We start from the raw sequence: 26,240 nt of genomic DNA on the forward strand, positions 1-26,240 counted from the left end.
CTTGGCGATCACTACGAGGATAACTCCTCATACCAATTCCCTGTGACCATCCGGCATGGTCACCCCGAGCCGCGCGAGGGGTCGTGCGCGACCCGCACAGATTCCTCGCTGAGTTTACCCTGAGCGAAGCGAAGGACTCGGAATGACACGCATGCGGCATCTTCAATCGTCATTGGTCTAACCCAGCGCCTCGAGCAGCAGGTCAGCCTCCTCCGGCGTGATCCGTCCCTCGGCAACCATGCGCAGGATGGCGGCGCGTTGCTCTTCGATGGTCGTCCCAGACGGCGCGGTTTCCTGCACCGGCGCTTCATCAACAGTCACCGGCGTGGATTCGCCGGAGGGTGGCTCGCCGTTAATCCGAATCGTTGTACCGGTTGCCGCTGCTGGCGGAGGCGGCGCATGCGGCGGCGGAGGCGGCGGAGGCGGCGCATGCGGCGGCGGAGGTGGCGCCGGTGGTTGCGTTCGCGGGATGCCCATGCTTTCCAGTGCACGCTCGACCGCTTCAAGCGCGCCAACGATCCCGGCTTGCGCGGCGGCTGCCGCTTCGCGCTTCATCCGTTCCAGTCGTTCCTCGTCGAACCGCCATTCACGGTCATTAATACGCACGCGCACCTCGCGGGGATGCCCCCCGCGTTGCGCAGTTTCACGAGCGCGTTCTGCCGCTTCGCGCATCTCGCGCTCGATCCGCTGGCGAAGGCGTTCGGCTTTGCGCTGCGAACGACGTGCCCACTCGTCGCTGCGCCCACCCATCTCCCGGCTGAACTCCTCCGCCCAACGGTTCATGTCCCGACCAAACTGCTCGCCCCAGCGCCCCATTTCTTCGGCGAACCGTTCCGCCCAGCGCCCGATGTCGTCGTTGGGAGCGCGCGAGCCGCTCGCGGGATGTGGAGCGCCCTCCCCCATCGAGCTGCTGCTGCGCGGCGTCGCTCCGCGCAGCGACAGATCACCGCCGATAAACAACTCAAGCAACGCTGCCCCTTCACCGTACACCGCACTGAACATCCCGCCACTGGCAGTGATACCGGGACCCCGAACCGTTCCGCCAACCGTTGCTCGCACTGTCAGGCTCACGTCGGACGGTAATTCGATGCGCGCATCGCCGCCGACATTCAGCCGGGTGACGCTATTCGGAGCGAACTCCATTGCCAGCGTCAGGTCGCCGCCGACATGCCCGACATGGGTTGCGCTCTTCACATTGCGCAGCATCAGGTCGCCGCCAATACCACCGGCTTTCAGATCATCGCCAATGTCAATGAACGTCGCGTCACCGCCAATGCTGCCGATGCTGAGGTCGCTGCCGACATTGCGCATATCTGCATCACCGCCAATCGAACCGAGCTTCACGCTACGCACCTGGTCAACCCGCACATCACCGCTGATGCTTCCTCCTTCGACCGCGACGCGATCGCTTCGGCGCAGGCGCAGGTCACCATCCAGATCGCGGAAGCGCACGACCTCCGACACGCTGCTGGCGTGGAGGTCTCCGGCAATCGCGCCAACCATCAGGCTCTGTACTTCATCGACGCCGACATCGCCGGCGACATCGCTTAACGCGACCGTCCCCGACCGATTAACCTGTACATCGCCATCGATGGCTTCAACGACCCGCAGTTCGCCGACGCGCTCGACGAGCACATCACCGGCAATGCGCTCAAGTAACACCGCGCCGCGCACATCCACCACGCGCAGATCACCATCGACACCCTGCGCTTCGATTGAACCGGCGCTGCTGACGGTCAGATCACCTTCGACCCGGCGCACCACAATCGCTTCATCTACTGCCGCAATCTGCGCATTTCCCGCCACATCGCCAACCCTGACCGCCGCAGCACGGTTGATGGCAAGATCACCTTCGACATCACCCAGCGTCACCACGCCGCCGACACCTTCGATCCGCACATCGTCTTGAGCCGAGTCGAGGGTAAATGCCGCGATGCCGGAAACAAAAACAGCATCCTCAACGACTCCCCCAGAAACGGTTGCGGCCGTCGGCGCGCGCAATCGGAGATCGCCCTCGATGTCGCCGGGGATCACGACTCCCTGCTCATCATGTTCCAGTACAATTTCGTGCTCTTCTTCAACCCAGACCTCGAGCACACCGGACTCACCCGGCTCGACACGCAGCGCGCCAGTGCAACGGTCGAAGCGAATGCGCGGCGCATCACCGACAGATATGTATCTGGCTGGCATTTTCCTTACTCCTATTCTACAAAAATCTCGATACGCTCCCCTTCTTCGAGGTCCTGCAACTCGAAGATTCGTCCTGGCATATCGCGCTCAATGGCGCGCAGCACGTCGTCATTCGTCACACTGGCGTTTCGCGGAAAGAGACGCGCACCCAGTTTGAGACCGACGGTCACCAGGCTGGCGGGGATCGTGACATTGATCTTCTGTCGGCGCGAATGAAGATCAGTGACCACCACGCGCAATGAACGGGGGCGCGCTGCGGTGCGAGCACGAACACGCGCCACATCGTCGGTGATGGCTTCGAGCAGACGAGCGCCTTCTTCGGCAGAGATCTGACCCTCTTCGACCATCCGCAGGATGCGCAGACGATCATCCGTCGTCGTCATATGATGCTCCTATGATCTCAGCAACCGCAGCGCATCCTCGACCGAAATCTCCTTCGCCGCCAGGCGGTCGAGAATGGCACGCCGGTCGGGACGGGCGTCTTCTGCGGGAGGTCCGTACCCAAGCGCCGCAACGACGTCGTCGAGGCGGCTGCGCGCCGTGTTGTAGGCGACTTTGAGGTCGCCGGCAACGCCATTGATATTGCCGCGATTTTTGACGAGCAACTCGACAAACTCCAGTTGCTCGCGCGACAACCGCCCCAGGCGACCAAGTGCGAAGCGCCCTTCGATTGCAGTGTGGCAGGCGTCGCACTCCATACGTGTGACATGCAACGCCTCACCGCAGACCGGGCATGTGGTAAGAAGGGGATTCATGGAAGGCATCTCCTTTGTTCAGAGTCGCCTGATTCGGCAGGTTGGCCGTCAGGCGCCGGCAACACGCGCCGGTTCGACCCGTCTGGGGTCATGGAAACGTGCGCCCAGCCAGGTGAGAGCGCGCTCTGCGAGGCGCATTGTGCGGCGGGTGGATGCGGCGCGCGCCTGCCGGGCTTTTCGCTCTTCAGACACCTCGGCGAGCATGGTCTGATACCGCTCGCGCGCTATATCCAGCGATTGTTCGAACGTCAGCAGCATCGCAACCACCTCCTTTCAATCTGACCGGCACTTTGTGCTTTCTCCGTTGCATATCTTACCATGCTTCTCCTAAAAAGTCAATGTATCTTGGTGTTTTACATTACTAATGTGATGTTATTCGCCAAATACTTTGAAAACCAATGAGATACTACTCAAAAGAGCATGCCATCATCGCCGCACAAGCATCCCAACCGTCACAATCACCAGTGTTGCCAGGCTGATCGCTCCGCCGATCAGGAACGGGCGCGGACGGTAGACGAACTCGACGGTATGCGCTCCAGGCGCCAACCAGACGCCGCGCAGCGTATAGTTGGCGCGCACAACCAGCGCCGGCTTGCCGTCTACGATGACTTCCCATCCATCGTAGTAGGCGTCCGCCAAAACGAGCAACGCCGGTACAGAAGGCGCAGCGATGACAGTGACGGCATTCGGCGCATAGCGCACGGTTGGGGTTGGGTCGGAGATGGCGGGGGCGGGTCCGACTGCGGGCAGCGGCTCTGGCACAACCGCTCCAGTTGCCGGATCGAAATCGGGGCGCGCCATGAAATCGAGCTGCGCATCGTCATCGGGGATGGTTGCGACGCGATAGACGAGCCAGGCGCGCGGGAGCGCCCTGGAGTTGCGATAAATGCGACCCTCATCGCTTTCGTGAACCAGTTCGAGACCGGGATAGCGCATTTCCGTCGCACTGCCCGGCGGGAAGATGAGGTACTGCACGTTGAGCATGTCGAGCAATCGCGGACGTTCATACGCCGACGTCAGGAAGGCGCGCAGGCTGACGTTTCCTTCGCTCGTGCGGCGATAGTCCTTGCCGTCGATCAATCGCGCCAGGCGATTGTAGCGCGCCGGGTAGAGCGAATGATAGCCGCGCACATCCTCCAGACCGTATGCGCTCGCCAGATTCGGCGGTCGTGCATCATAGTCGGCGCCATGGATGCGGAACGGTCCCGGTTGCGCTTGCAGGAACGCAATCTGGCGCGTCGGCGGGTAAAGGACCTGGAAAAGTTGCCGATCACGCGGATAGTTTGCCAGTTCGCGGGTCAGATCGGTCGTCGGCTGTGCAATCGACGGCGGGACCGAGGTGTTGAACCCTGCGCCATACCACCACATATCGAGCGCAGCAATGGCGATCACCGGCGCAAACGCGATTGCGGCATTATGGCGGTAGAGACGCAGGAACACAATGCTCGCCAATCCGATGACGCCAAAGATGAGCGGCGGAAGCAGTTGCTGGCTGCGGATCATCGTCAGATACTGACCAAACCGCGACTGCGGCGTGAAGAGCGCCAGATGATGGAGCGACCATCCGGCAATGAATGCGCCAACGACGAGAAGCAGAAGGCGAGCAACTGGCAGTCGGACACGCCAGCCTGCACCAGGGGATGCGCTCTCCCACACGCCAGCGTCGGCGGGCGTATACAGCCGCTGCGCTGCAATGCCCGCAAGGACGGCTACGGCAAAGCCCCACACCATGTACCAGCGAGTGTGATCCTCGAACTGGCGATACGATGGGATGAGGGCAATAAAGACCTGGAGCAGCGGCGTGCGCACCGCCAGTGCGAACGATGCCACGGCCAAGATGCCAAAGAACGCCGCCAGGCGGTGACGCGCCAGCGCCAGCCCGATGATCGCCAGCGCCAGCGGCGCCAGTCCGACGTAGGGGTAAGGAACCTGGAAAGTTGGCGGTCCCCACACAGGCGGCGGTCCGATCCGCTCGAAGCCGCCAAGCGCGGGAAAGATGAGCCGTAGCATGCTGCCGAAGCGCTCTTCCGGCGGCGCCAGCGAGAAGCCGATGTCGCTCCGCTGCCCCTGCGCCGACAGCGCCATTGCGGGCAGCAGTTGTACGGCGCTCAAGCCGAGACCCAGCGCATACGTCAGCGCCAGCCCGATCAGCAGACGCCGGCGTGGCGTCGTGCACCCTTCGTCGCGCTGCACGATGCGGAACAGCGCGTAACAGCCGGTCGCCACATACGTGTAAAACGCCAGTTGAATCTGCGCCAGCACCACGAGCCCCAACATCGCGGCTGCAACTGCCCAACTCCGCCAGGCGCCGCTGCATATTGCGCGTTCAATGCCCCAGAAACACCACGGCAACATCGCAGTCGCGCCCGACAATTCCGGGAACGGCAGGTAGGTGAGCATATGCCCGGTGAACATATACGCAACGCCTGCGAGCGTCGCCGGTCCTTCGTCCAGCCCAATGCGGCGCGCAAACGCGTAACTGCCTAGCCCGGCGAGGATCAGTTGCACACAGGCGTAGACGCCAAATGCTCTATCAAGCGGTACGATGAGAAAGATAAGACCAGGCGGGTAAGTAGTGGGACGCCGCTCAGAATTGACGGATTCCACAGGGTCCAGGCGCCCTGGCGCACCATCTCGTTCGTCAACAGGCGCCGGGGATAGATCTGGCGGATCGAGTCGGTCGAGACGTGATTATTGACCGGCACACGCTCATACGAGTAGCGCCACGGGTGCAGGTGCAGTAGTGCATCGAGCGGCAGGAAGACCTCGCCGCCAATGAGCGGACGCCAGAGAAAGATCACCGCACTTAAGCAAATGACCGCGATCGCAACGCTCATACGCTGAAGCGCCGGTTTGCCTGCGGAGAACGTTGCTCTGTGATAGCTCAGGATCTGTGCAAAACTGATAGCGGTTTTCTGTCGAGCGGTGTCAGGTGGTATAGTGCGCATTGATTTCAACATACTCCTTGCTGAAATCGCACGTCCAGACGGTCGTATGCGCGCTACCCAGCCCAAGGTCGAGCGTGATGAAGACCGGGTCCTGGCGCAGGAGCGCCGAAGCCGCTGCCAGGTCGGCATCGAGTGGCAGCCCATTGGCAACTAACTGAACCCGTGAGTCCGCCGGACCAAACCAGAGCGCCAGTCGGTCGGGGGCGATGGCAGCGCCGCTGTAGCCAGCGGCGCACACAATGCGCCCCCAGTTCGGATCGCCGCCATGGATGGCGGTTTTCACCAGCGGCGAGCGCGCGATGGCGTTCGCCACCTGGTGCGCCTGCTGCTCGTCCTGTGCGCCGCTGACCACAATTTCCACCAGGCGCGTGGCACCTTCGCCATCGCGCGCGATCTGTTTCGCCAGATCGATGCACACTTCGGTGAGCAACACCGTGAATTGGTCAAACGAACAATCGTCCGCTTCCGGCGTATCGCTCACCCGAACGCCTGACGCGCCGGATGCCAGCAGGAGGAGGGTGTCATTTGTGCTGGTATCACCATCGACGCTGACGCGGTTGAAACTACGATTGGCGGCATAGCGCAGGGCACGATCGAGGGTTGCGGGTGACGCCTGCGCATCGGTCGTCACAATCGCCAGCATGGTCGCCATATTGGGATGGATCATCCCGGCGCCTTTGCACATTCCGGCAATGGTGATAGGCTTTCCGGCAACTGAGGTCGTGCGCGCAGCGACTTTCGGGCGGGTGTCGGTAGTCATGATGGCGCGCGCAGCCGCGCCTGCACCCCGGTGCGCGGTCGGTCCGGTCAGGCTGGCGACTCCCTGAGCAACCTTTGTCATATCGAGTTGCCTGCCGATCACGCCGGTCGAAAGGACCAACACCTGATCGGCGCGGCATTCGAGGCGTTCGGCAGTCATCGCCGCCATTGCGCGGCAGTTGGCGTCGCCTTGCGGTCCGGTGCAGGCATTGGCGTTGCCTGCATTGACCACAACCGCGCGGATCGCACCGGCATTCGCTGCCAGCACATCCTGATCATAGATCACCGGCGCCGCTTTGATCCGATTAGTAGTGAACAGACCGGCGGCGCTGCACGGAGCGTCCGTTGCGATCAGCGCCATGTCGAGCGCGCCGTTCGGCTTCAGTCCACAGGCGGTCGCCGTCGCAGCAAAACCGGATGCGAGTGAGAAAGTGTCTGCCTGCATTGTTGTGTCCCTGTTGAGAGCCAAGAACCGAGTACTAAGAACCAAGCGCCGGGCACGACTGCATCCGTCCCGATCCGTAAACATCCGTGTGCTCCATCAGCCGTAGAGGACGCGGATGCACGCGGATGCGACGGATTCATACGGATTGGGGAATGATGCCCCCGCAGCGATCCGTGGGCATCCGTCCCGATCCGTGAACATCCGTGTGCTCCATCAGCCGTATAGGACACGGATTGGCGCGGATACGACGGATTCATACGGATTGGGGAATGATGCCCCCTCAGCGATCCGTGGGCATTCGTCCCGATCCGTGGCGATCCGTGTACTCCATCAACAGGACACGGATGGGCGCAGACCCGTGTGCTCCATCAGGCGACTGCGCGGCGCGCCTCTACCGTCCTTCCAACAACGCCTGTACCTTCACCGGCAACCCGAAAATCTTGATAAACCCTTCCGCATCCTTCTGGTTGTAACTGTCGCTCATGGTAAAACTGGCAATATCAGGGTTGTAGAGGCTCTTCGCAGCGCGTCGTCCGACGAGCATAGCATTCCCCTTGTAGAGCTTCAGGCGCGCCTCGCCGGTAACGTTGCGCTGTGTCACGCGCACAAACGCATCGAGCGCCTCTCGCAGCGGCGTGTACCATTGTCCGTAGTACACCAGTTCGGCATAGCGATGGGCGATCACATCCTTGTAGTGCAGCGTATCGCGGTCGAGCGCCAGTTGTTCGAGACCCTGGTGCGCCACTCGCAGGATCGTGCCGCCGGGGGTTTCGTACACACCGTGACTTTTCATCCCGACGAGACGATTTTCAACCAGATCGACGCGCCCGATGCCATGCTTTGCACCGATGTTATTCAGCGCCAGGAGGAGATCGACCGGTCCCAGACGCTCACCGTTGACACTCACCGGCACCCCCTGATCGAACCCGACCGTCACATACTCCGGCTCGTCGGGCGCTGCTTCAGGTGCGGTCGTCAGGGTATACATCGCTTCTTCCGGCTCCTGCCAGGGATCTTCAAGGATGCCGCCTTCGTGCGACATGTGCCAGATGTTGCGGTCGCGGCTGTAGATCGACTTGAGCGTGGCTGTCACCGGAACATTGTGTTCGGCGGCATAATCGAGCGCGTCCTCGCGGCTACGGATATTCCACTCGCGCCAGGGAGCGATGACCTTCAGATGGGGCGCAAACGCCATATACGTCAATTCAAAGCGCACCTGGTCATTTCCTTTGCCGGTGCAACCGTGCGCCAGCGCGTCAGCGCCTTCCTGAAGCGCAATTTCCGCCTGGCGTCGAGCAATCAGCGGGCGCGCCACCGAGGTGCCAAGCAGGTAGGTACGCTCGTAGACTGCCCCGGATTGGAGCAAGGGAAAGAGAAAATCGCGCACGAACTCTTCACGCAGGTCTTCAACGTAACACTTCGAAGCGCCGGTTGCAATCGCTTTTGCTTCCAAACCGCTCAGTTCGTCGTCCTGCCCGATATTGGCGCAATAGCAGATGACTTCCGGGTTGCCATAGTTCTGTTTGAGCCAGGGGACAATGATGCTGGTGTCGAGACCGCCAGAGTACGCCAGAACGACTTTGTGGACTCTGCTGCTCATGATAGTTCCTTATTGATCTTCAGAGATGTGCTCACTATCGTGCTGTCTGCCGTCATTGTCAGACGATAGTGTTCCTGCAAAGAACGGACGCGCAATTCCTTCTGACGCAACGCCTTGATGGCGCTCACCGTCGCCGCTGCGCCGGTGAGGGTCGTCACCAGCATCACCCCGTAGCGAATGGCAGCCGAGCGTAGCGCCTGACCATCGGCATAGGCGCGTGGACCGAGGGGGGTACTGATCACCAATCCCACCTTGCCCGACGCAATCAGGTCGACGGTATGGGGTGAGCCTTCGGAAACCTTGTTGACAACGATGGCGGGCAGACCAAGCTGGTGGAGCCAGGCTGCTGTGCCGCGTGTAGCGTAGATAGTAAAACCGAATTTCACCAGATCGCGGGCAATCCGCCCGATAGCACCCTTATCGTAGTCGTTAACCGTCAGCAGCGCGCCGCCGCTGACAGGAATGCGCTGGTTGGCGCCCATTTCGGCTTTGGCGAAGGCATGCCCGAAGGTCGAAGCATGCCCCATTACCTCACCGGTGGAGCGCATCTCAGGGCTGAGGAAGACGGCAGCGCCGGGGAACTTATCGAATGGCAAAACGGCTTCCTTGACGAAGAAGCCATTGAGCGGCGGCTCGCGCGTCAATCCGAGTTCGATCAGCGTCTTGCCAGCACACGCCTGCGCAGCAAGACGCGCCAGCGGCACGCCGGTGGCTTTGGCGACGAACGGCACGGTGCGCGAGGCGCGTGGATTGACTTCGAGCACATAGACCTCGTCGTCCTTGATGGCGAATTGAATATTCATCAACCCCTTGACGCGCAGCGCCTCACCAATGCGGATCGTTTCGTCGCGGATGATCGAAAGGTGATAGGCGCTGACCTTGAACGGCGGCATGACCATTGCCGAGTCGCCAGAGTGGACGCCAGCCTCCTCAATATGCTCCATAATGCCGCCGATCACCACGCGCTCGCCATCACCGACAGCATCGACATCGAGTTCGAAAGCATCCTCCAGGTAGCGGTCGATCAACACCGGTTGACCGGCGCTGATCTGTGTCGCTTCGTGGATATACTGCGCCAGTCCTTCATCATCGTAGGCAATTGCCATTGCCCGCCCGCCGAGCACATAACTGGGACGCACCAGCACCGGGTAGCCAATCCGCTGCGCCACTCGCCGGGCAGTCTGAAGGTCGGCAGCCATGCCGCTCTCCGGTTGCATCATGTCCAACTGCCGGAGCAGTTCGCTAAAGCGCCCGCGATCCTCTGCCAGATCAATCGAGTCTTGCGAGGTGCCCCAGATCGGCACACCAGCCGCTGCCAGCCCTTTCGCCAGATTGAGCGGCGTCTGACCGCCAAACTGCACGAGCATTGGCACAGGCGTTCCTGCCCTGCCGTCCCGCATGCCCGACTCGTTCTCCCAGACATTAAGCACATCTTCGAGAGTCAGCGGCTCGAAGTAGAGGCGATCACTGGTATCATAGTCGGTTGAGACCGTTTCCGGGTTGCAGTTGATCATGATCGTCTCGTAGCCGAGGTCGCGCAGCGCAAAACTGGCGTGGACGCAGCAGTAGTCGAACTCGATCCCCTGACCAATGCGATTGGGTCCACCGCCGAGAATGACCACCTTCGGGCGGTCGGTCACCGCCGACTCATCGGATGTCGCATAGGTGCTATAGAGGTAGGGGGTGTAGGCTTCAAACTCAGCGGCGCAGGTGTCGATCCGATGATAGACCGGCAGAATGCCGAGCGCCTTACGACGCGCGCGCACATCCATCTCAGTCGGAACGTGAAACGTACCATTACGAAGGTCCGGTTGCAGAATGAGTGCGATCTGCGCGTCGGAGAAGCCATGTTCCTTCGCCTCACGTAGCAGATCGACAGGGAGCGTTGCAAGCGAATAACGCGCAAGCGCCGTTTCGATGTCGATGATCGCGCGCATCTGCGCCACAAACCAGGGATCATAGCCGGTCAGCGCCGCGATCCGCTCGATGTCCCATCCAGCGCGCAGCGCATTGGCAACGTGAAAGATACGCTGTGCCGTCGGAGTGCGCAGGTCATCGTCCGATGGCTCAGGCGTCATTTCAGCGTTCACGCGTTTCCCGGCGAACACACCGAACCCGACAGCGCCGATCTCCAGCCCGCGGATCGCCTTCTGCAACGCCTCGCTGAACGTCGCACCAATCGCCATAACCTCGCCCACGCTCTTCATCTGTGGTCCGAGAGTCGGATCGACGCCGGGGAACTTCTCGAACGCCCAGCGTGGGATTTTGACCACCACATAGTCCAGGCTTGGCTCGAACGACGCAGGCGTCACGCGCGTAATATCGTTCGGGATTTCGTCGAGGGTATAACCGACGGCGAGCAGCGCCGCGATCTTGGCGATTGGGAAGCCGGTGGCTTTGGACGCCAGCGCCGACGAGCGGCTGACGCGCGGGTTCATCTCGATCACGAGCGGCGTGCCATCGCGTGGATCAACGGCAAACTGGATGTTCGAGCCACCGGTTTCGACGCCGACCGTGCGAATGACGATCTTCGCCATCTCGCGCAGCCGCTGATACTCGCGGTCGGTCAGCGTCATCGTCGGAGCAATGGTGATCGAGTCGCCGGTATGGACGCCCATCGGGTCGAGGTTCTCGATAGAACAGACAACAACGAAGTTGTCCATCCGATCGCGCATCACCTCAAGTTCGTACTCCTTCCATCCGAGCACCGACTGTTCGATGAGCACCTGCGTCACCGGCGAGGCGCGTAGACCGCGATCCGCAATCTCGCGCAATTGCGCCTCACTATACGCCACACCACCGCCACTGCCACCGAGGGTAAAGGAGGGACGCACCAGCACCGGGTAGCCGATCCGCGCCGCCGCCTCCAGCGCCTGATCGACGGTCGAAACTGTTTCGCCGAGCGGCACGCGCAGCCCGGCGTCAATCATCGCGCGCTTGAACAACTCGCGATCCTCGGCAAGCGCAATGGCTTTCGGCGAAGCGCCAATCAACTGCACGCCGTACCGATCGAGCACGCCGCGCTCTGCCAGTTTCATCGCCAGGTTGAGACCCGTCTGCCCGCCGACGGTCGGGAGCAGCGCGTCGGGTCGTTCGCGCTCGATAATTTTCTCGACGATCTCCGGGGTCAACGGTTCAATATAGGTGGCGTCTGCCATCTGCGGGTCGGTCATGATTGTCGCCGGATTGGAATTGACGAGCACGACGCGAAACCCCTCGCGGCGCAGCACCTTGCACGCCTGAACGCCAGAATAGTCGAATTCGCATGCCTGACCGATAACTATCGGGCCAGAGCCGATGATCAAAATCGTCTGAATATCAGTTCGTCGTGGCATTGATTATGTATCTCACTGTTCGCAGCACAACGTTGCCATCTATCCACAGGGTGGCGCGCCGGCGCCACACCCCTACGTCACCCATCCCGCTCCTGTGATGCCGTCAGTGCATCGATCACATCGAGGGCATCGCGGGAAGCATTGTCCAGGTCGCGGGTCGCCTGCACAAAATCTGCGGGCAGGTCGGGATCGCTGATACGGAGCGCCAGACGCGCGACGCCGCGCAGGTTGTTGAGCGGTGTCAACAGATCGTGGCGGTAGGCATGCAGATCATGGTCGCTCAACCCGCCGACCACACGCGCATGTTCGCAGCGTTCGACACCTTCGGCGATGAGCGCATCGAGGCGCGCCATTGACTCACACAACACATCGAGCAATTCCCCAAAACGTCCTCTCATCAATGATGCCGTCTGATCCGGGCGCAACCGGCTCAAATCGCCAATGGCGCGGCGCAGCGTATCGAGCGGCGCAGCGAGTTCCACCTGCATCATCCGAATGCGCTCTTCCGGCGAAAGCCGATAGAACGGGCGCAGGCGCTGATAGAGCGACATGACGTTTCTCCCTGGTATGGGTTCATCTCATGCACCATGACATGAACCGTTCGTCAACGTCGGTGAACGCTGAGCATTCTCCATCGTGAGCCAGATGCCTCGTGATGCGTTCACTGTTCAACCGCTCGACATTGAACGCTGGTTTCGCGCCTGCTCCATCAGTTCGACAAACCGGCGAAACAGATAGCGCGCATCGTGCGGTCCCGGCGCGGCTTCGGGATGATACTGCACGCTGAAAGCGCGTTGATCCGGCGCGCGTAACCCTTCGACGCACCCATCGTTCAGGTTGATGTGCGTAATCTCAACTCCCTCCGGCAACGACGACGCATCGACCGCAAAGCCGTGGTTATGGCTGGAAATCTCCACCCGCATAGTATCGCTGAAACGCACCGGTTGGTTGCCGCCACGATGACCGAAGTGCAACTTATAGGTCGTGCCGCCGAGCGCCAGACCAAGAATCTGATGCCCCAGGCAGATGCCGAACACAGGAGTTTTGCCCAGCAGATCGCGCACTGCCTGGACGCCATACGTCACCGCCGCCGGATCGCCCGGTCCATTCGAGAGAAACACACCATCGGGTTCGAGCGCCAGGACGTCGGCAGCCGGCATGGTGGCGGGCACGACCGTCACGCGACAACCGTGCTCTGCCAGCAACCGCAGAATATTGCGCTTGATCCCAAAGTCGTAGGCGACCACGTGAAATGTCGATTCACCACGTTGTGCTGGCGTTTCGCCCGGTCCCCACTCGCCTGGATTGCCCTCGACCCAGTGGTACGGCTCAGCGCAGGTCACATACGGCACCAGGTCAAGCCCATTCATCGACGGCGCGGCGCGCGCAGCGGCGATCAGGCGATCCGGCTCCGGGTTCTCCGACGAGATGACGGCGCGCATTGCGCCTTGCGTGCGAATATGGCGCACCAGCGCGCGGGTATCGACTCCGGTCATTGCCACGATACCGTGTTCCGCCAGGTACTCATGGAGCGACTGCGCAGCGCGCCAGTTGGAGACATACGGACTTGCGGCGCGCACCACAAAACCGGCGACCCAGGGATGACGGCTTTCTTCATCTTCGCGGTTAACGCCGGTGTTGCCGATGTGCGGCGCCGTCATCACCACAATCTGGCCATAATAGGATGGATCGGTCAACACTTCCTGGTAGCCGGTCATCGAGGTGTTGAACACGACCTCACCGGTGCGCTCGCCAATCGCCCCCAGCGCATATCCATGCCAGATCGTACCGTCCTCCAGCGCCAGCATTGCGTATGTTCGTGTCGTCATACTGCACCTCGCGGAGACATTGCGGCGCCACATCTCTACCGCTCGAACTCGATTACAACTGCCGTCTCATCACACGCATGCTGGAGCGGACACATAACACAATCGCGCCAGACCTTCTCAGGAAAATCCTCTTTTGCGGTAACGCGAAAACCCAGTTTCTCAAAGAAGGGAACAGCACGCGTCAGTGCGAACACCGTCGGAAACCCACGACGACGCGCTTCGTCCACCAATCCGCGCACAATCGCCTGCCCGACGCGCAGCCCGCGATACTCGGGTAAAACCGCCAGCGAACGCACTTCGACCAGCGTCGGGCTCATCTGAACGAGCGAGCCAATGCCTGCAACGCTGCCGTCCACTTCCGCGACCAGCCACGACGACAACGTGGCGCGGATATTGTCGGCGCTACGCGGCAGCAGATGACCCTGACGAGCATTTTCGGCGACAATGGCGACAATCGATTCGACATCGTCCTCTTCGGCGCGGCGCACGATGATGTCCGGCGCGCGCGGCGGCACGACAAAAACCTGCGACTCGCGGACGTGTACGGTCATTCGTGTACTTCCCCTTCTGCAATGATTATGGTTCCGTGTTCGAGCATGCCTTCCAGATTGGTAATACGCGCAGCGCGCACACCAGCGTCGAGCGCCGTGAGCGCCGCGCGCACTTTGGGGATCATTCCGCCGCTGATCGTCCCATCGGCGATCAGGTGTTCGATCTCATGACGGGTCAACCGAGGCATCACATCACCGTTCACCAGCACCCCCGGCACATTGGTGACAAACACGACTTCATCGGCGCCGAGCGCCGCTGCGATGGCGCCTGCCGCTTCATCAGCGTTTACATTGTATGGTCCATCGAATCCAAGCGCAATCGGCGCAATCACCGGAATGACGTCGTGATTGAGCAACTCATGCAGTACCTCGCTACGCACGGCGGTCGGGCGTCCGACACGCCCCAGATCGCCTGCCGGGTGCTCCTGTTTGACAACCCGGATCAGCCCGCGATCAACGCCAGAGATGCCGAGCGCATCCGCGCCAGCAACGATAAGCGCCGCAACCAGGCGCGTGCTGACGCTGCCACACAACACCATTTCCGCAGCGGTCAGCGCGGTCGCATCAGTGTACCGCAGACCACCGACGAACCGTGGCGCGCTGCCAAGCGTTTCCTGGAGTACGCCAATTTCCTTGCCGCCACCGTGTACCAGGGTAGGGATCGGGCGCATCGCTGCCACGATACGCGCCAATTCTTTCACAAATGTTGCGTCGTCGAGTTCATTGCCGCCAACTTTGATCACCAGCGTTGGTTGGCGGCTCACTGGGTCTGTCATCTCCTCTCCCCCCTTGAGAACTGAGAACCGAGAACTGAGAACTGATACTAATGCGCGGTCATTTGTACAATATATGACTTCACTGCAACAAGCGGTAACCACGAAGGTCACAAAGGGACACAAAGGAAATGCACTTCATTTTTTTATTTTACCTTCGTGCGCTTCGCGTCCTTGGTGGTTAAGCCTTTTTATAGCAATGGTTTTTGAGCACATCATCCGGTATCGCCCGGTGCAGCCCGCGCAGGTGGATCGTTGCGCTTTCAACGCTCCCCTCTCACCTCTTGCCTCTCGCCTCTCCACAAATGCGAGATAAATCTCGCGCGACGCCATTGTCGGGCCCCTCTCACCTCTTGCCTCTCGCCTCTCCACAAATGCGAGATAAATCTCGCGCGACGCCATTGTCGGGCCCCTCTCACCTCTTGCCTCTCGCCTCTCCACAAATGCGAGATAAATCTCGCGCGACGCCATTGTCGGGTCCCTTGCGCCTCGCGCCTCTCCATAAATGCGAGATAAATCTCGCGCGACGCCATTGTCGGGTCCCTTGCGCCTCGCGCCTCTCCACAAATGCGAGATAAATCTCGCGCTACGCCATTGTCGGGCTCCTCACCCCTCTCACCTCTCACCTCCCCACAAATGCGAGATAAATCTCGCGCTACGCCATTGTCGGGCTCCTCTCACCTCCCCACAAATGCGAGATAAATCTCGCGCTACGCCATTGTCGGGCTCCTCTCACCTCTCACCTCGCACCTCTCCACAAATGCGAGATAAATCTCGCGCTACGCCATTGTCGGGTCCCTCTCACCTCTCACCTCGCACCTCTCACCTCGCACCTCTCACCTCCCCACAAATGCGAGATAAATCTCGCGCTACGCCATTGTCGGGCTCCTCACCCCTCTCACCTCGCGCCTCTCCACAAATGCGAGATAAATCTCGCGCGACGCCATTGTCGGGCTCCTTGCGCCTCGCGCCCCGCGCCTCTCATCACCTCGCGCCTCGCGCCTCGCGCCTCGACCCTCGCCCCTACACCAATCCGGTTGTCTCATCCAGCCCAAACATCAGGTTCATGTTCTGGATCGCCTGACCAGCAGCGCCTTTGACCATATTGTCTTCACTGGAGACAACGATGAGCAACCCCGGTCGCGCCAGGGTCAGCGAGATAGCGCAGACATTCGTGTCTGTTGTGTGCCCCAGAGTCGCCAGCGCGCCCGCCGACAGCACCCGCACGAATGGTTCGTCAGCATACTGCTCACGGTACAGCGCGCGCACCCGATCCTCACTCCAGTCGTCCGGTATGCGCAGGTAGATCGTGCTCAGGATACCGCGGCTCACCGGCAGCAACTGCGGCGTGAACACGATCTCCGGCGCCACGCCGCGCGCGATCCGCTGCGCTTCCTGGCGCATCTCGCCAACATGACGGTGAACCTGCCCGATACTGTACGGCGCAAGATTCTCGTTCACTTCGACGAAGTGCGTATTCTGCTTCGGCGCGCGCCCTGCCCCCGACACTCCCGACTTGGCATCGACGATGATCAGCGGGTCGGTCAACGCGCCGGCCATGAGAAGCGGCGCAACACCGAGCAGCATACCGGTCGGATAACAGCCAGGATTAGCGATCAGCATCGCGCCGCGCAGCGCCGCGCGGTTGAGTTCCGGCAAACCGTAGGGCGCCGGCAGCAATTCGGGCGCGGGATGATCGTGCCCATACCAGCGCCGGTAAGATTCGGGCGTGGCCAGTCGAAAATCGGCGGAGAAATCGATCACACGCACGCCAGCCGCGCGTGCGCGCCGCGCCATCTTTCCCGCAGCGCCGTGCGGCAACGCCAGAAAGACCAGATCGACATCGCCGAGCGGCGCTTCGTCGGGCGCAATCAGTGGTGTATCGAGCGGACCGGGAATGACATCGGCGAGCGATGCTCCAGCCGACGACTCGGAAGCGGCGAAGACGACGCGCACTTCCGGGTGACGCCGCAGCCAGCGGAGCAGTTCATACCCGGCATAACCGGTTGCGCCAAAAATACCGACGCGGATCATACACCCTCCAAAGAAAAGCCCTTCGGACCATTTCTGTGTCCGAAGGGTGTATCATCACGTTGACGCTTTTCTTGCCCGATACACTCGTGCTGCGCACGCGCGGCTAACCCTCCAGACCGGTGCGACCCGGACGACGGAAGCGACGCAGTGTGCACAGATTGTTGTGCGCCTGACTCATAGTGAAGGTAATCATAGCGCCGATTATGCCGGTTGTCAAGTCGCCAAACACATTGGCGCCGGGCATTCGGGGCGCCGCCGCGCGGGCGCGGGCGCGCCCTTTGTTCGTTCAGCCCGATGGTTTCCCATTGGGCGGGCGCCCTCATCTGCTTATGCGAACCTGTCAGTGGTTCTGAATCAGTATGCTACACTGTGTCCGTTCTTAAACCATCAGGAGGCACCCCATGAGCGCCATCTACAATTTCAACGCCGGTCCGGCGATCCTCCCTGCACCCGTGTTGGAACGTGCGCAGCGTGAATTGCGCGATTACCAGGGTCGCGGGATGTCCATTCTCGAGATGAGTCACCGTTCGCCGGAGTATGAGGCGATCAACACTGAAGCAGCGGAACGCCTCAAACGTCTGCTTGGCGTCGGCGAGGAGTATCATGTGCTCTTCTTGCAGGGCGGCGCCAGTATGCAGTTCGCTATGCTGCCGCTCAATTTTTTGCCACCGGGCGCGTCGGCAGATTACATCCTCACCGGCGCTTGGGCGGAAAAGGCATTTGAAGAAGCAGGGCGCGTCGGTCAGGCACGGGTGGCTGCCAGCACTGCCGAAACAGGCTACCGCAACATACCGTTACAGGCGGATCTTGTGCTCGACCCGCATGCCGCGTATGTCCACATCACCAGTAATGAGACGATCCAGGGCGTGCAGTGGCACACCTGGCCCGCTGTCGGAGACACGCCGCTGGTCGCCGATATGAGCAGCGACATCCTTTCGCGCCCCCTCGAGACGCAGCGCTTCGCGCTGATCTATGCCGGCGCCCAGAAGAACCTGGGTCCCGCCGGGGTGACGATTGTGGTGATTCGTGACGACTTTCTCCGCCGCGCGTCGTCGAACCTGCCGGTGATGCTGCGCTATGCTACGCACGCGAAAAACCGCTCGCTCTACAACACGCCGCCGGTGTTCGCGGTCTACATGGTGAACCTGGTGCTCGCATGGATCGACGAACAGGGCGGACTCGCCGCTATTGCAGAGCGCAATCGGCGCAAAGCGGCGACGCTCTACCGGGTGATCGACGAGAGCAGCGGATTTTATCGCGGGTATGCCGCGCCGGAGCATCGCTCGCTGATGAATGTCACCTTCCGCCTGCCGGACGAGACGCTGGAGAAGCGGTTCGTCGCCGAAGCGACCGCGCAAGGCATGGCGGGGCTGGCAGGGCACCGATCGGTCGGCGGTATTCGCGCGTCGATCTACAACGCCATGGGACAAGACGGGTGCGATGCACTGGCGGCGTTCATGACCGATTTCATGCGCCGGAATGGCTAGAGAAGGATTGCGCCATGCCGCTCCCTGCCGATTATGTTGAGCGTGTCTATGCTGGTGTGCTGGGGAAGATCATTGGCGTCTATCTGGGGCGTCCGTTCGAGGGTTGGACGTATGACCGGATAATGGCGGAGTTGGGGGAGGTCTGGTACTATGTTCATGAGCAGTGTGGTGTGCCGTTGGTTGTGACCGATGATGATCTTTCCGGCACGTTTACGTTCCTGCGGGCGCTGCCGGACTATGGAAACACGCGCGAACTTTCCCCAACGCAGATCGGAGAGACCTGGCTGAACTATATTATCGAGAACCGCGCCATTCTCTGGTGGGGTGGCATGGGGCGCTCGACGGAACATACCGCGTTTCTCCGTTTGAAGCATGGGATTGCTGCGCCCCACAGCGGATCGGCGGCGCTGAATGGGCGGGTGATCGCCGAACAGATTGGGGCGCAGATTTTCATCGACGGTTGGGCGATGGTTGCACCCGGCGACCCGGAACTGGCTGCCGATCTGGCGCGGCGCGCCGCGTCGGTCAGTCACGACGGCGAGGCGATCTACGGTGCGCAGGTGATTGCAGCAATGGAGTCGCTGGCGTTCGTCGAGCGCGATCTGCACGTCCTGATCGATACCGCTGTCAGGTTCATTCCACACGACTCGATCATCTTTCGCCTGATCGCCAACCTGCGCGAGTGGCGCGCTCGCTTCCCGGACTGGCGCGTCGCGCGTGAGCAGATTGCGGCGCAGTATGGCTATGATCGCTATCCCGGCAATTGTCATATCGTCCCCAATCACGCGCTGATCATGCTGGGGTTGCTCTATGGCGAGGATGACTTCCAGAAATCGCTCATGATCACTGCGACTGCCGGGTGGGATACCGACTGTAACGCGGGGAATGTCGGCTGCCTGCTGGGGATCAAGAACGGTTTGGCCGGCATCGACGCCGGTCCCGACTGGCGCGGTCCGATTGCAGATCGGCTATACCTGCCGACTGCCGATGGCGGTCGAGCCGTCACCGACGCGGTGCGCGAGACGTTTGCCGTGGTCAATATCGGCAGGGATCTGGCAGGCGAGACCCCGCTTGCGCCCAAGCATGGCGCACGCTTCCACTTTGCGTTGCCGGGGAGCGTCCAGGGTTTCATCGTTGACGACAGCGCCGACTCCAGAGAAACGCTTTCGCTCGAAAACGTCACCGGGCAGAGCGTCTGCGGGGATCGGTGTCTGGCGTTGCGTTATCGCCATCTGGCGTTAGGGCGCGCGGCGCGCGCGGCGACGGCGACGTTTCTGTTGCCCGAAACACTGCGTATGCCTGGCTATGCCATGCTTGCCTCCCCAACTCTCTACCCTGGACAGAACCTCAGCGCGCGCGTATGCGCTGATCGATCAAATCCCACGCCGGTACAGTGCCGCCTTTACCTGCTGGTGTACGACTCCTGCGATGCCATCGTTCGGAAGTATGGCGACGCGACGACATTGGCGCCGGGATCGGAACACGTCTTTGCCTGGCGCGTGCCGGATACCGGCGGTCAACCGATCGCAGCGGTCGGCGTCGAACTGCGCGGACGCGGGCACGGAACAGTGTACCTCGATTATCTGACCTGGGAAGGCACGCCAGAAGCGACCTTCGGTAGACCGGCAGGCGGCAGTATGTGGCGGCGCGCCTGGGTGAACGGAGTCAGCGCATATGAGCAAGGGGCGAACGAACCCTATCGCCTGATCCAGAACGAGGGCACAGGACTGCTGATCCAGGGAACGCGCGAGTGGCGCGACTACCGTGTGTGCGCCGTCGTGACGCCGCACCTGGCGGAAGCGTTTGGCTTGGGAGCGCGCGTGCAGGGTATGCGCCGCTACTATGCGCTTCTGCTGACACGCACAGCGCAGCGCAACAGCGTGGTGCAGTTGGTGCGAGTATGCCACAGCGCGACGTTGCTTGCCGAAGCGTCCTTCGCCTGGGCATACGAGCAGCCATACATCTTCGACCTCTGCGTAGTTGGGCGCGATCTGATCGGCGTCGTCTATGCGCCCGATGGCGCCAGCGCCACCATTGCTGCCCAGGACGATCTGCTGGACGGCGGCGGCATTGCCCTGGTGCTGACCGAAGGGCATCTCAGCGCCGATCAGGTCACAGTGCGCGTCGGGTAAGGCGACGGTCATAGAATAGGTCGTTTCGCAGGAATGCCAACGGCACGCGGGTAGGCGGCAGGCGTAGGGGCGACTTTGACAATGACCACCAGCGTCCGCAGTTCGACACCGGGTATCTCCACCGGCTCGACGCCGATCACCTGACCGCCAAGCCGGGCAATAGCGATGCGCGCGCGTACAACCTCGTCATCGATGGCGCTTCCCTTTGGCGCCAGAAACCGTCCGCCAATGCGACAGAGCGGCAGACCGTATTCCACGAGTGTCGCCAGTTCCGCCACGGCGCGCGCAGTGACGACATCGTACTGTTCGCGGTGCTGTGGGTCGCGTCCCACAACCTCGGCGCGAGCGGTCACCACGGTCACATCCCGCAGATCGAGCACAGCCACGATATGCTGAAGGAATGCGGCTTTCTTGCCGACGCTTTCCACAAGGGTGACGTGCAATTCGGGGTGCAGTATCTTCAGCGGCAACCCCGGAAACCCCGCCCCGCTACCGATATCTATCAGGCGAGACGGCGTATCGCCCCAACTCAGCGCGCAGCGCAGCGAGTCGAGGAAATGGCGGGTGACAATCTCGCGCTCGTCGGTGATCGATGTCAGATTGACGCGCATATTCCAGGCGCGGAGTTCGGCGCTATAGCGCGCGAATTGTTCGATCTGGCGCTGATCGAGGCGCAAACCCCAGGATGTCGCAATCCGCAAGAGTTCGTCCATACTATGGCTAACCGGTACGAAGATCACCGGTACAATCCATTCGCCTCAATATAGGCAACCACGGCGTCCGGCGTCTGGTAACGGATGGGTCTACCCTGCGCGACACGCTGGCGTAGATCGGTGCTGGAAATATCGAGGCGCGGGCCATCGATCTCAATCAGGCGTGCTGGCAACTGTGGAAGAACCTGTGACAGGTGCGACAGATCGACCGCAGCACCGGGGCGAGCAACACCGACGATATGCGCCAGCTCCAGGATGCGTCGAACCTCGCGCCAGCGTGGCAGGTCCGCCACTGAGTCTATCCCAAGAATCAGATAGAGATCATTGAGTCCCTGTTCGTGGAGGAGTTGCAGAGTAACAGATGTATACGACGGATCGGGGCGATCGATCTCGATGCGAGAGACTTCAAAGAATGGATTATCGGCGCATGCCAGGCGCGCCATGGCGAGGCGATGCGCCGGCGATGCCACACTCCCACCCGGCTTCAGCGGCTGCTCCCGCGCAGGAATGATCAACACACGGTTCAACCGAAGGAGAACGCGCACCTCCTCGGCAATCGCCAGGTGCCCGTAGTGGATCGGATCAAACGAGCCGCCAAGAATACCGGTGCGCCCACTGGTCATGCCTGGTCAATCTCGTATTCGATCTCAGCGCCTTCCTGGAGCAGATTCCACACCAACCAGGAGAGTGCCCGCCGATCGCGGCGGTCGAGGGTGTCCGTATAGGGGTGGATAAGCTCGATAATATCCTGGCGGCTCAACAGATAGCAGCGCCGTCCAAGATCCTGGTAGAGCCGCAGCGCCAGGAGATCGGCATACTCATACAATGCCTGTTCCGAGAGAGTTCCATGAGAGTCGGTACGCTGCCGCATCATACTCACGCATCATCTTCATCATCGCGTTGGAGGCGTCGGGTGCGAAGGCGGCTCTGATAATAACCGGCTTCACGCGGATCGGTGTGCGGTGCGCGACTGCGCGACTCTCGCTCCTCACGCGCTGCCTGGATCGCCGCCTGCTCAGGTCCCGTTCCTGCCTCTTCGTTCATCGACGTATTGACCAGCGTATCGCCGATGTACTCAAGGACATCCCGAATATCCTCGTTATCGTCAAGCATACTGTCGAACGGCAACGCCACGCCGGAGACGGTCTTCACCGTCTGCCCGATCTCCTTCAGCGTGCGGTCGATCCCGCTCACCAGCGACTGCATCACCGCCGCCAACTCCTCGCGCTCCTGCACCGTCAGATTGGCGAACCCGATCAGCGCCTTCTCCTGCGCCCGCAGCAGCGTCGCCCGCAGAATCGCAATGTCCGCCTGCGTCTGCAACTCATAGCGCTTCACCAGATGCGCCTGCCGCACCTGCTCCGCCAGTTCGTCCGACGACACCGGCGTCCACAAGAGCGCCGGGATGATGATGAAGCCGATCATCCCGATCAGCACCTGCTGATAGACCAGATTGGTCTCGGCGACCACCGGTTGCGCCGCCCACCACGCCCACTGCAACTGAAAGGCGTAGTAGAGGAGGTAGAGCGCGCAGCCGATGATGACCGGGAACGCCCACGTGCGCGCATTGACCTTCTGGAGCAGCATACCGGCGGGCGACCAGGGGATAAGGAACGAGACGAGGCTTGGCGGCGCGAGCACCAGGATGGCGGTGAACGCGACGGCGACGATGCGGTTGTCGGTCAGTTGCGATTGCACCCCCCACCAGTACGCGGCGGAGCCGGCCATCGCCACGAACGCCAGGATCGCCAGCAGGGTACGGGCAGTGATCTGAAAGCCGCTCGCACGACGGCGTTGCCCACGGATCATGTTGAGGTAATTGCTACTCACAGACTGTCTCCGACGACGTTATGGCGCCTGAATGGCGTCGGACTCCAATACAAAGGCTTCGACGCTGACGGTATAACCGGCGGCTTCCATGCGCGAACGCACTGCCTCGGATATTGCCGTCAGCCCGAAGTCGTTATTGATACGGTATGGCACTTCAAGCGCCACCTCACCGGTGGCGCGCAGGCGAAACCGCGCCTGAACCGGAATGTTGCCAAGGACGGTGCCGATTTCGAGCGTCTGACCTGTCATAGGATCGAACCAGAACAACGGTGTGCGACGGACAACCCGATAGACCTGCGGTGGATCAAGCACTTCCCGATCGATCTGCTGAGCGCGCCACCGCGCATCGCTCGTTTGCGGCATCGGCGTCGACGGAATGATCTGAACCGTTGGCGTACGCGTGGCAGGCGCTGCCGTTGGTGAGCGTTCCTGAGCCGCCGTCTGAGTCACACGAGTCGGCGCCGACGTCGATGCCGTTCGATCAGGCATTCCTGTTGACACAGCGGATTGTGCGACAAGCGGAGTGCGTGTTCGTTGCACAGCATCGAGTTGCAGCGGCTGTCCACATCCTGCAAGCGCCATAAGAACACATACAAACCACACGATGCGCTGTGTCACTCTATTGAAGAGCGAACATGTGTTCGCGTATTATAGTCTGAACAAATAAATCAGTCAAGTCCGCGCCATAACAGGACACGGACTTTACCTATTGTAAACCTTAGACGAATGACTGTCAAGTGTTTTTTTGCGGCTACAGCATCACAATACCGAATAGCACTGGTGTGCTATTGACACTGTGCATGCCGCTTTCGTCATCGTATCTGCCGACCTGGCTGACTGTTTCCGGCGGGCGTTGCTGCCATCATCTGCTGGAGCAGCGGTCGCGCTGGCGGGATCAGCGTGACGGACGCACGCCCTTCGGTGATATTTTGCAATTCGAGGATTTCGAACAGCGCCGAGGCTACATCTGGATCGGCTGCGATCTGGTTGAGGGCCGTTCCGACGATCTGCGGACGGATCGCCTGCGCCTTGGCGAACTCAATGGCTGCCTGGCGTTCGGCGGTGCTGGTGATGATATTGACCTGGTTAGCGCCATCCTGCTTGATAGCCGCAGTCACCTGACGCAGCCGGTTGACGACTTTCTCTTCGATCTGTTGAATCATGCCGATGTCGCGGAAGTGGACTTTGCGGATGTACACTGAACCCAACTGGTAGCCCCACTCCGCTGATTTCGGCGAGACCTCATCGCGCACAGTGCGGCTCATCGCGTGGCGATTTTCCAGCATCTCAGCAAGCGGCAGGTTGCTGAGCGTGCGCACCACGGCATTACTCACGTTCGCCGCCAGTGAACCATCAGGGTCGGCGTTCTTGAACAGGTAGGCAATGGGGTCGTTGATCTTGTACTCATACCAGATACCCACCCCCATCGGCGCTCCTTCTTCAGAGTTCACCGGCTGGCTGCGCAGGTATTTCTGGTCGAGCCGCATATCAATGACATAGCGCCGTCCGAGCCAGTTCACAAGGAACGCGGCAAGACCCAGATTGATCGGCAGGAAATAGAGACCCGGCTCGCGCAGAACGCCGACGACATTGCCGAACAGCACGTACACGTGGCATGTGCCCTCTTCCACAATGGCGTACCAGCCGAAGGCGCGCAAAAGCCCCAGAAAGGTCGGTACGGCGATCAGGCAGACGATAAACGTCACAAAGGCGGCAGTGGCGAACTCGATCATATCTGTTCCTCCAGAATTACGCGCTCAGCCTGGTTGTACAACTTCAGACGAACGTTCCGCAGGTATGCCCGCAATGCTTCAGGACCGCCAATGCGCTTTAGATCGCTCAACTGCCTGGCGAGCGCCATGAGCGGCTCGACTTCCGCCTGCGCCTTCAGGGTTTCGATCTCAACGGCGCGCTTCGATTGCACGATCTTCTGATCCGCTTCCGCTTGCGCCCGGCTGATGTCCGACGAAACCTGATTGTGCGCAGTGTTGACGGCGGCCAGTGCCGACTCGACTTCTGGCGGCGCGTCGATGCTGGTGATCAGTGAGGCGTCGAACTGAATGCCGTAGCGCGCCGCCGCCGAAAGGCACTCGCGGTCCATCAGTTCGTTCAGATCGCGCAGGTTTTTGCGCAGGTCGTTGATCGATACGCTGGCCACGACATTGCCGTTCATAGGCGCTGTGTCCATCGTCATTGCGCGTTGCGGCGCCTCGAAGTTGGCGATCCGTTCACGCAGAATAGAAATGAAGTAGCCCATGACATGAACGATCGGATTCTTGACACCCCACAGATAGGCGTACAGGTTCCGTTCGTACACGCGGTAGCGGATCTGCCCCTCCAGCGCAATGTTGAGCTGGTCCTTGGTGACGGCTTCGAGTTTGGTGCCGCCCTGGTTCGCCATCGGATTTTCCAGGTCAAGCGCCATGTTCACGGTCTGGGTCGCAACCGAGACTTTGTAAATGCGCTCCCAGGGCCACTTGAAGTACGGTCCGCCTGGAGGAATGACGACGACTTGGGGATAGCGATACCGCTCACGCTCTTCCGGTCGGAGGTACTCGGTGTAGGGGTCATCAAGCGTGGCGTCGGTCAGGCGTTCGGCGCGTCCGAAGATCGTCTTCACTGCGCGCTCGTTCTGATCGACGGTGTAGATTCCGGCAACGAGGTAACGCATCAGAAACCACACGATGAACCCGAAGATGATTCCTGCCAGAACTGACATATGTCCTCCTTTTGTGAAGGCGATGACGCCTGTGCGTCATTCGCTCCGATCTACGCGCCGCGCCGCTGCCGTGTTGCACAGGATATGGTACACCAATTGCGAAGAGTGTGGTAGCATGCAGATCGAAAATACGGCATTAT

Annotated in this window: 24 protein-coding genes; 2 read left to right on the forward strand and 22 right to left on the reverse strand. The window is 61.0% G+C overall.

Going from position 1 to position 26,240, the window contains the following annotated elements; genetic code table 11:
* Positions 1-177: 177 nt before the first annotated feature.
* The 15 genes from RCAS_RS17305 to RCAS_RS25305 all read right to left on the reverse strand — a co-directional run bounded on the left by RCAS_RS17305 (position 178) and on the right by RCAS_RS25305 (position 17,463).
* Positions 178-2,190 (reverse strand): SHOCT-like domain-containing protein, encoded by a 2,013-nt coding sequence (locus RCAS_RS17305; RefSeq protein WP_012121825.1) that lies wholly within the window; start codon positions 2,188-2,190, stop codon positions 178-180.
* Positions 2,191-2,201: 11 nt separating this feature from the next.
* Positions 2,202-2,573, reverse strand: coding sequence for an SHOCT-like domain-containing protein (locus RCAS_RS17310; protein ID WP_012121826.1), 372 nt, complete (start codon positions 2,571-2,573; stop codon positions 2,202-2,204).
* A gap of 9 nt (positions 2,574-2,582) precedes the next feature.
* A complete protein-coding gene (locus RCAS_RS17315; protein WP_012121827.1) occupies positions 2,583-2,945 on the reverse strand; it encodes a DUF2089 domain-containing protein in 363 nt (120 codons plus the stop codon).
* 48 nt (positions 2,946-2,993) lie between these two features.
* Complete coding sequence (locus RCAS_RS17320) at positions 2,994-3,203, reverse strand: hypothetical protein (RefSeq protein ID WP_041331015.1); 210 nt, start codon at positions 3,201-3,203, stop codon at positions 2,994-2,996.
* 168 nt (positions 3,204-3,371) lie between these two features.
* Positions 3,372-5,552: a YfhO family protein gene (locus RCAS_RS17325; protein WP_012121828.1), complete on the reverse strand. Its 2,181-nt coding sequence runs from the start codon at positions 5,550-5,552 to the stop codon at positions 3,372-3,374.
* Positions 5,444-5,893, reverse strand: coding sequence for a hypothetical protein (locus tag RCAS_RS25300; RefSeq protein ID WP_157042687.1), 450 nt, complete (start codon positions 5,891-5,893; stop codon positions 5,444-5,446). The genes RCAS_RS17325 and RCAS_RS25300 overlap by 109 nt, the downstream gene beginning before the upstream one ends.
* Positions 5,874-7,097 carry a bifunctional glutamate N-acetyltransferase/amino-acid acetyltransferase ArgJ gene (argJ, locus tag RCAS_RS17330; RefSeq protein WP_012121829.1) on the reverse strand — a complete coding sequence of 408 codons (1,224 nt, stop codon included), beginning with the start codon at positions 7,095-7,097 and terminating at the stop codon, positions 5,874-5,876. Before argJ ends, RCAS_RS25300 begins: the two co-directional genes overlap by 20 nt.
* Before the next feature lie 391 nt (positions 7,098-7,488).
* Positions 7,489-8,697: an argininosuccinate synthase gene (locus tag RCAS_RS17335; RefSeq protein ID WP_012121830.1), complete on the reverse strand. Its 1,209-nt coding sequence runs from the start codon at positions 8,695-8,697 to the stop codon at positions 7,489-7,491.
* A complete protein-coding gene (gene carB / locus RCAS_RS17340; RefSeq protein ID WP_012121831.1) occupies positions 8,694-12,032 on the reverse strand; it encodes a carbamoyl-phosphate synthase large subunit in 3,339 nt (1,112 codons plus the stop codon). Before carB ends, RCAS_RS17335 begins: the two co-directional genes overlap by 4 nt.
* Positions 12,033-12,109: 77 nt before the next feature.
* Positions 12,110-12,583, reverse strand: coding sequence for a hypothetical protein (locus RCAS_RS17345; RefSeq protein WP_012121832.1), 474 nt, complete (start codon positions 12,581-12,583; stop codon positions 12,110-12,112).
* 117 nt (positions 12,584-12,700) lie between these two features.
* Positions 12,701-13,861: a glutamine-hydrolyzing carbamoyl-phosphate synthase small subunit gene (gene carA / locus RCAS_RS17350; protein WP_012121833.1), complete on the reverse strand. Its 1,161-nt coding sequence runs from the start codon at positions 13,859-13,861 to the stop codon at positions 12,701-12,703.
* A gap of 35 nt (positions 13,862-13,896) precedes the next feature.
* Entirely contained in the window at positions 13,897-14,412 is a 516-nt protein-coding gene (locus tag RCAS_RS17355; protein WP_012121834.1) for a GNAT family N-acetyltransferase, read from the reverse strand.
* Complete coding sequence (gene argB / locus RCAS_RS17360) at positions 14,409-15,188, reverse strand: acetylglutamate kinase (protein ID WP_012121835.1); 780 nt, start codon at positions 15,186-15,188, stop codon at positions 14,409-14,411. The genes RCAS_RS17355 and argB overlap by 4 nt, the downstream gene beginning before the upstream one ends.
* Before the next feature lie 1,020 nt (positions 15,189-16,208).
* Positions 16,209-17,219: an N-acetyl-gamma-glutamyl-phosphate reductase gene (gene argC, locus RCAS_RS17370; protein WP_012121836.1), complete on the reverse strand. Its 1,011-nt coding sequence runs from the start codon at positions 17,217-17,219 to the stop codon at positions 16,209-16,211.
* Positions 17,220-17,322: 103 nt separating this feature from the next.
* Positions 17,323-17,463 carry a hypothetical protein gene (locus RCAS_RS25305; protein WP_157042688.1) on the reverse strand — a complete coding sequence of 47 codons (141 nt, stop codon included), beginning with the start codon at positions 17,461-17,463 and terminating at the stop codon, positions 17,323-17,325.
* Between the two features lie 157 nt (positions 17,464-17,620).
* Here RCAS_RS25305 and serC point away from each other — a divergent pair, with 157 nt between their 5' ends.
* Positions 17,621-18,706 (forward strand): 3-phosphoserine/phosphohydroxythreonine transaminase, encoded by a 1,086-nt coding sequence (gene serC / locus RCAS_RS17375; protein ID WP_012121837.1) that lies wholly within the window; start codon positions 17,621-17,623, stop codon positions 18,704-18,706.
* A gap of 14 nt (positions 18,707-18,720) precedes the next feature.
* The gene (locus RCAS_RS17380) at positions 18,721-20,838 is read left to right on the forward strand and encodes an ADP-ribosylglycohydrolase family protein (protein WP_012121838.1); all 2,118 of its coding nucleotides are present in this window, start codon (positions 18,721-18,723) and stop codon (positions 20,836-20,838) included.
* A gap of 8 nt (positions 20,839-20,846) precedes the next feature.
* Here RCAS_RS17380 and rsmG read toward each other — a convergent pair whose 3' ends face one another.
* The 7 genes from rsmG to RCAS_RS17415 form a co-directional block, all read right to left on the reverse strand.
* Positions 20,847-21,551, reverse strand: a complete 705-nt coding sequence (rsmG, locus tag RCAS_RS17385) for a 16S rRNA (guanine(527)-N(7))-methyltransferase RsmG (RefSeq protein WP_012121839.1) — start codon at positions 21,549-21,551, stop codon at positions 20,847-20,849.
* A 23-nt stretch (positions 21,552-21,574) separates the two neighbouring features.
* On the reverse strand, positions 21,575-22,174 hold the full coding sequence (gene nadD, locus RCAS_RS17390) for a nicotinate-nucleotide adenylyltransferase (protein WP_012121840.1): 600 nt from the start codon (positions 22,172-22,174) through the stop codon (positions 21,575-21,577).
* Complete coding sequence (locus tag RCAS_RS17395) at positions 22,171-22,425, reverse strand: hypothetical protein (protein ID WP_041331019.1); 255 nt, start codon at positions 22,423-22,425, stop codon at positions 22,171-22,173. The genes nadD and RCAS_RS17395 overlap by 4 nt, the downstream gene beginning before the upstream one ends.
* Before the next feature lie 2 nt (positions 22,426-22,427).
* Complete coding sequence (locus RCAS_RS17400) at positions 22,428-23,381, reverse strand: hypothetical protein (RefSeq protein WP_012121842.1); 954 nt, start codon at positions 23,379-23,381, stop codon at positions 22,428-22,430.
* Between the two features lie 18 nt (positions 23,382-23,399).
* Positions 23,400-23,963 carry a hypothetical protein gene (locus RCAS_RS17405; RefSeq protein ID WP_012121843.1) on the reverse strand — a complete coding sequence of 188 codons (564 nt, stop codon included), beginning with the start codon at positions 23,961-23,963 and terminating at the stop codon, positions 23,400-23,402.
* A gap of 230 nt (positions 23,964-24,193) precedes the next feature.
* Positions 24,194-25,114, reverse strand: a complete 921-nt coding sequence (locus RCAS_RS17410; protein ID WP_012121844.1) for an SPFH domain-containing protein — start codon at positions 25,112-25,114, stop codon at positions 24,194-24,196.
* Positions 25,111-26,100 carry an SPFH domain-containing protein gene (locus RCAS_RS17415; RefSeq protein ID WP_012121845.1) on the reverse strand — a complete coding sequence of 330 codons (990 nt, stop codon included), beginning with the start codon at positions 26,098-26,100 and terminating at the stop codon, positions 25,111-25,113. Before RCAS_RS17415 ends, RCAS_RS17410 begins: the two co-directional genes overlap by 4 nt.
* Positions 26,101-26,240: the final 140 nt, after the last annotated feature.

It is taken from the genome of Roseiflexus castenholzii DSM 13941 (assembly GCF_000017805.1).
GTDB lineage: Bacteria > Chloroflexota > Chloroflexia > Chloroflexales > Roseiflexaceae > Roseiflexus > Roseiflexus castenholzii.

Coding starts and splice junctions, on each gene's coding strand:
- RCAS_RS17345 (WP_012121832.1), bottom strand. CDS start 12,583: ATGTCGCTCTATCAGCGCCTGCGCCCGTTCTATCGGCTTTCGCCGGAA.
- RCAS_RS17405 (WP_012121843.1), bottom strand. CDS start 23,963: ATGGCGCTTGCAGGATGTGGACAGCCGCTGCAACTCGATGCTGTGCAA.
- RCAS_RS17355 (WP_012121834.1), bottom strand. CDS start 14,412: ATGACCGTACACGTCCGCGAGTCGCAGGTTTTTGTCGTGCCGCCGCGC.
- RCAS_RS17310 (WP_012121826.1), bottom strand. CDS start 2,573: ATGACGACGACGGATGATCGTCTGCGCATCCTGCGGATGGTCGAAGAG.
- carA (WP_012121833.1), bottom strand. CDS start 13,861: ATGACGACACGAACATACGCAATGCTGGCGCTGGAGGACGGTACGATC.
- carB (WP_012121831.1), bottom strand. CDS start 12,032: ATGCCACGACGAACTGATATTCAGACGATTTTGATCATCGGCTCTGGC.
- argC (WP_012121836.1), bottom strand. CDS start 17,219: ATGATCCGCGTCGGTATTTTTGGCGCAACCGGTTATGCCGGGTATGAA.
- RCAS_RS17410 (WP_012121844.1), bottom strand. CDS start 25,114: ATGATCGAGTTCGCCACTGCCGCCTTTGTGACGTTTATCGTCTGCCTG.
- RCAS_RS17305 (WP_012121825.1), bottom strand. CDS start 2,190: ATGCCAGCCAGATACATATCTGTCGGTGATGCGCCGCGCATTCGCTTC.
- RCAS_RS17380 (WP_012121838.1), top strand. CDS start 18,721: ATGCCGCTCCCTGCCGATTATGTTGAGCGTGTCTATGCTGGTGTGCTG.
- serC (WP_012121837.1), top strand. CDS start 17,621: ATGAGCGCCATCTACAATTTCAACGCCGGTCCGGCGATCCTCCCTGCA.
- argJ (WP_012121829.1), bottom strand. CDS start 7,097: ATGCAGGCAGACACTTTCTCACTCGCATCCGGTTTTGCTGCGACGGCG.
- RCAS_RS17335 (WP_012121830.1), bottom strand. CDS start 8,697: ATGAGCAGCAGAGTCCACAAAGTCGTTCTGGCGTACTCTGGCGGTCTC.
- RCAS_RS17320 (WP_041331015.1), bottom strand. CDS start 3,203: ATGCTGCTGACGTTCGAACAATCGCTGGATATAGCGCGCGAGCGGTAT.
- RCAS_RS25305 (WP_157042688.1), bottom strand. CDS start 17,463: ATGCCCGGCGCCAATGTGTTTGGCGACTTGACAACCGGCATAATCGGC.
- nadD (WP_012121840.1), bottom strand. CDS start 22,174: ATGACCAGTGGGCGCACCGGTATTCTTGGCGGCTCGTTTGATCCGATC.
- argB (WP_012121835.1), bottom strand. CDS start 15,188: ATGACAGACCCAGTGAGCCGCCAACCAACGCTGGTGATCAAAGTTGGC.
- RCAS_RS17315 (WP_012121827.1), bottom strand. CDS start 2,945: ATGAATCCCCTTCTTACCACATGCCCGGTCTGCGGTGAGGCGTTGCAT.
- RCAS_RS25300 (WP_157042687.1), bottom strand. CDS start 5,893: ATGCGCACTATACCACCTGACACCGCTCGACAGAAAACCGCTATCAGT.
- RCAS_RS17395 (WP_041331019.1), bottom strand. CDS start 22,425: ATGATGCGGCAGCGTACCGACTCTCATGGAACTCTCTCGGAACAGGCA.
- RCAS_RS17415 (WP_012121845.1), bottom strand. CDS start 26,100: ATGTCAGTTCTGGCAGGAATCATCTTCGGGTTCATCGTGTGGTTTCTG.
- rsmG (WP_012121839.1), bottom strand. CDS start 21,551: ATGGACGAACTCTTGCGGATTGCGACATCCTGGGGTTTGCGCCTCGAT.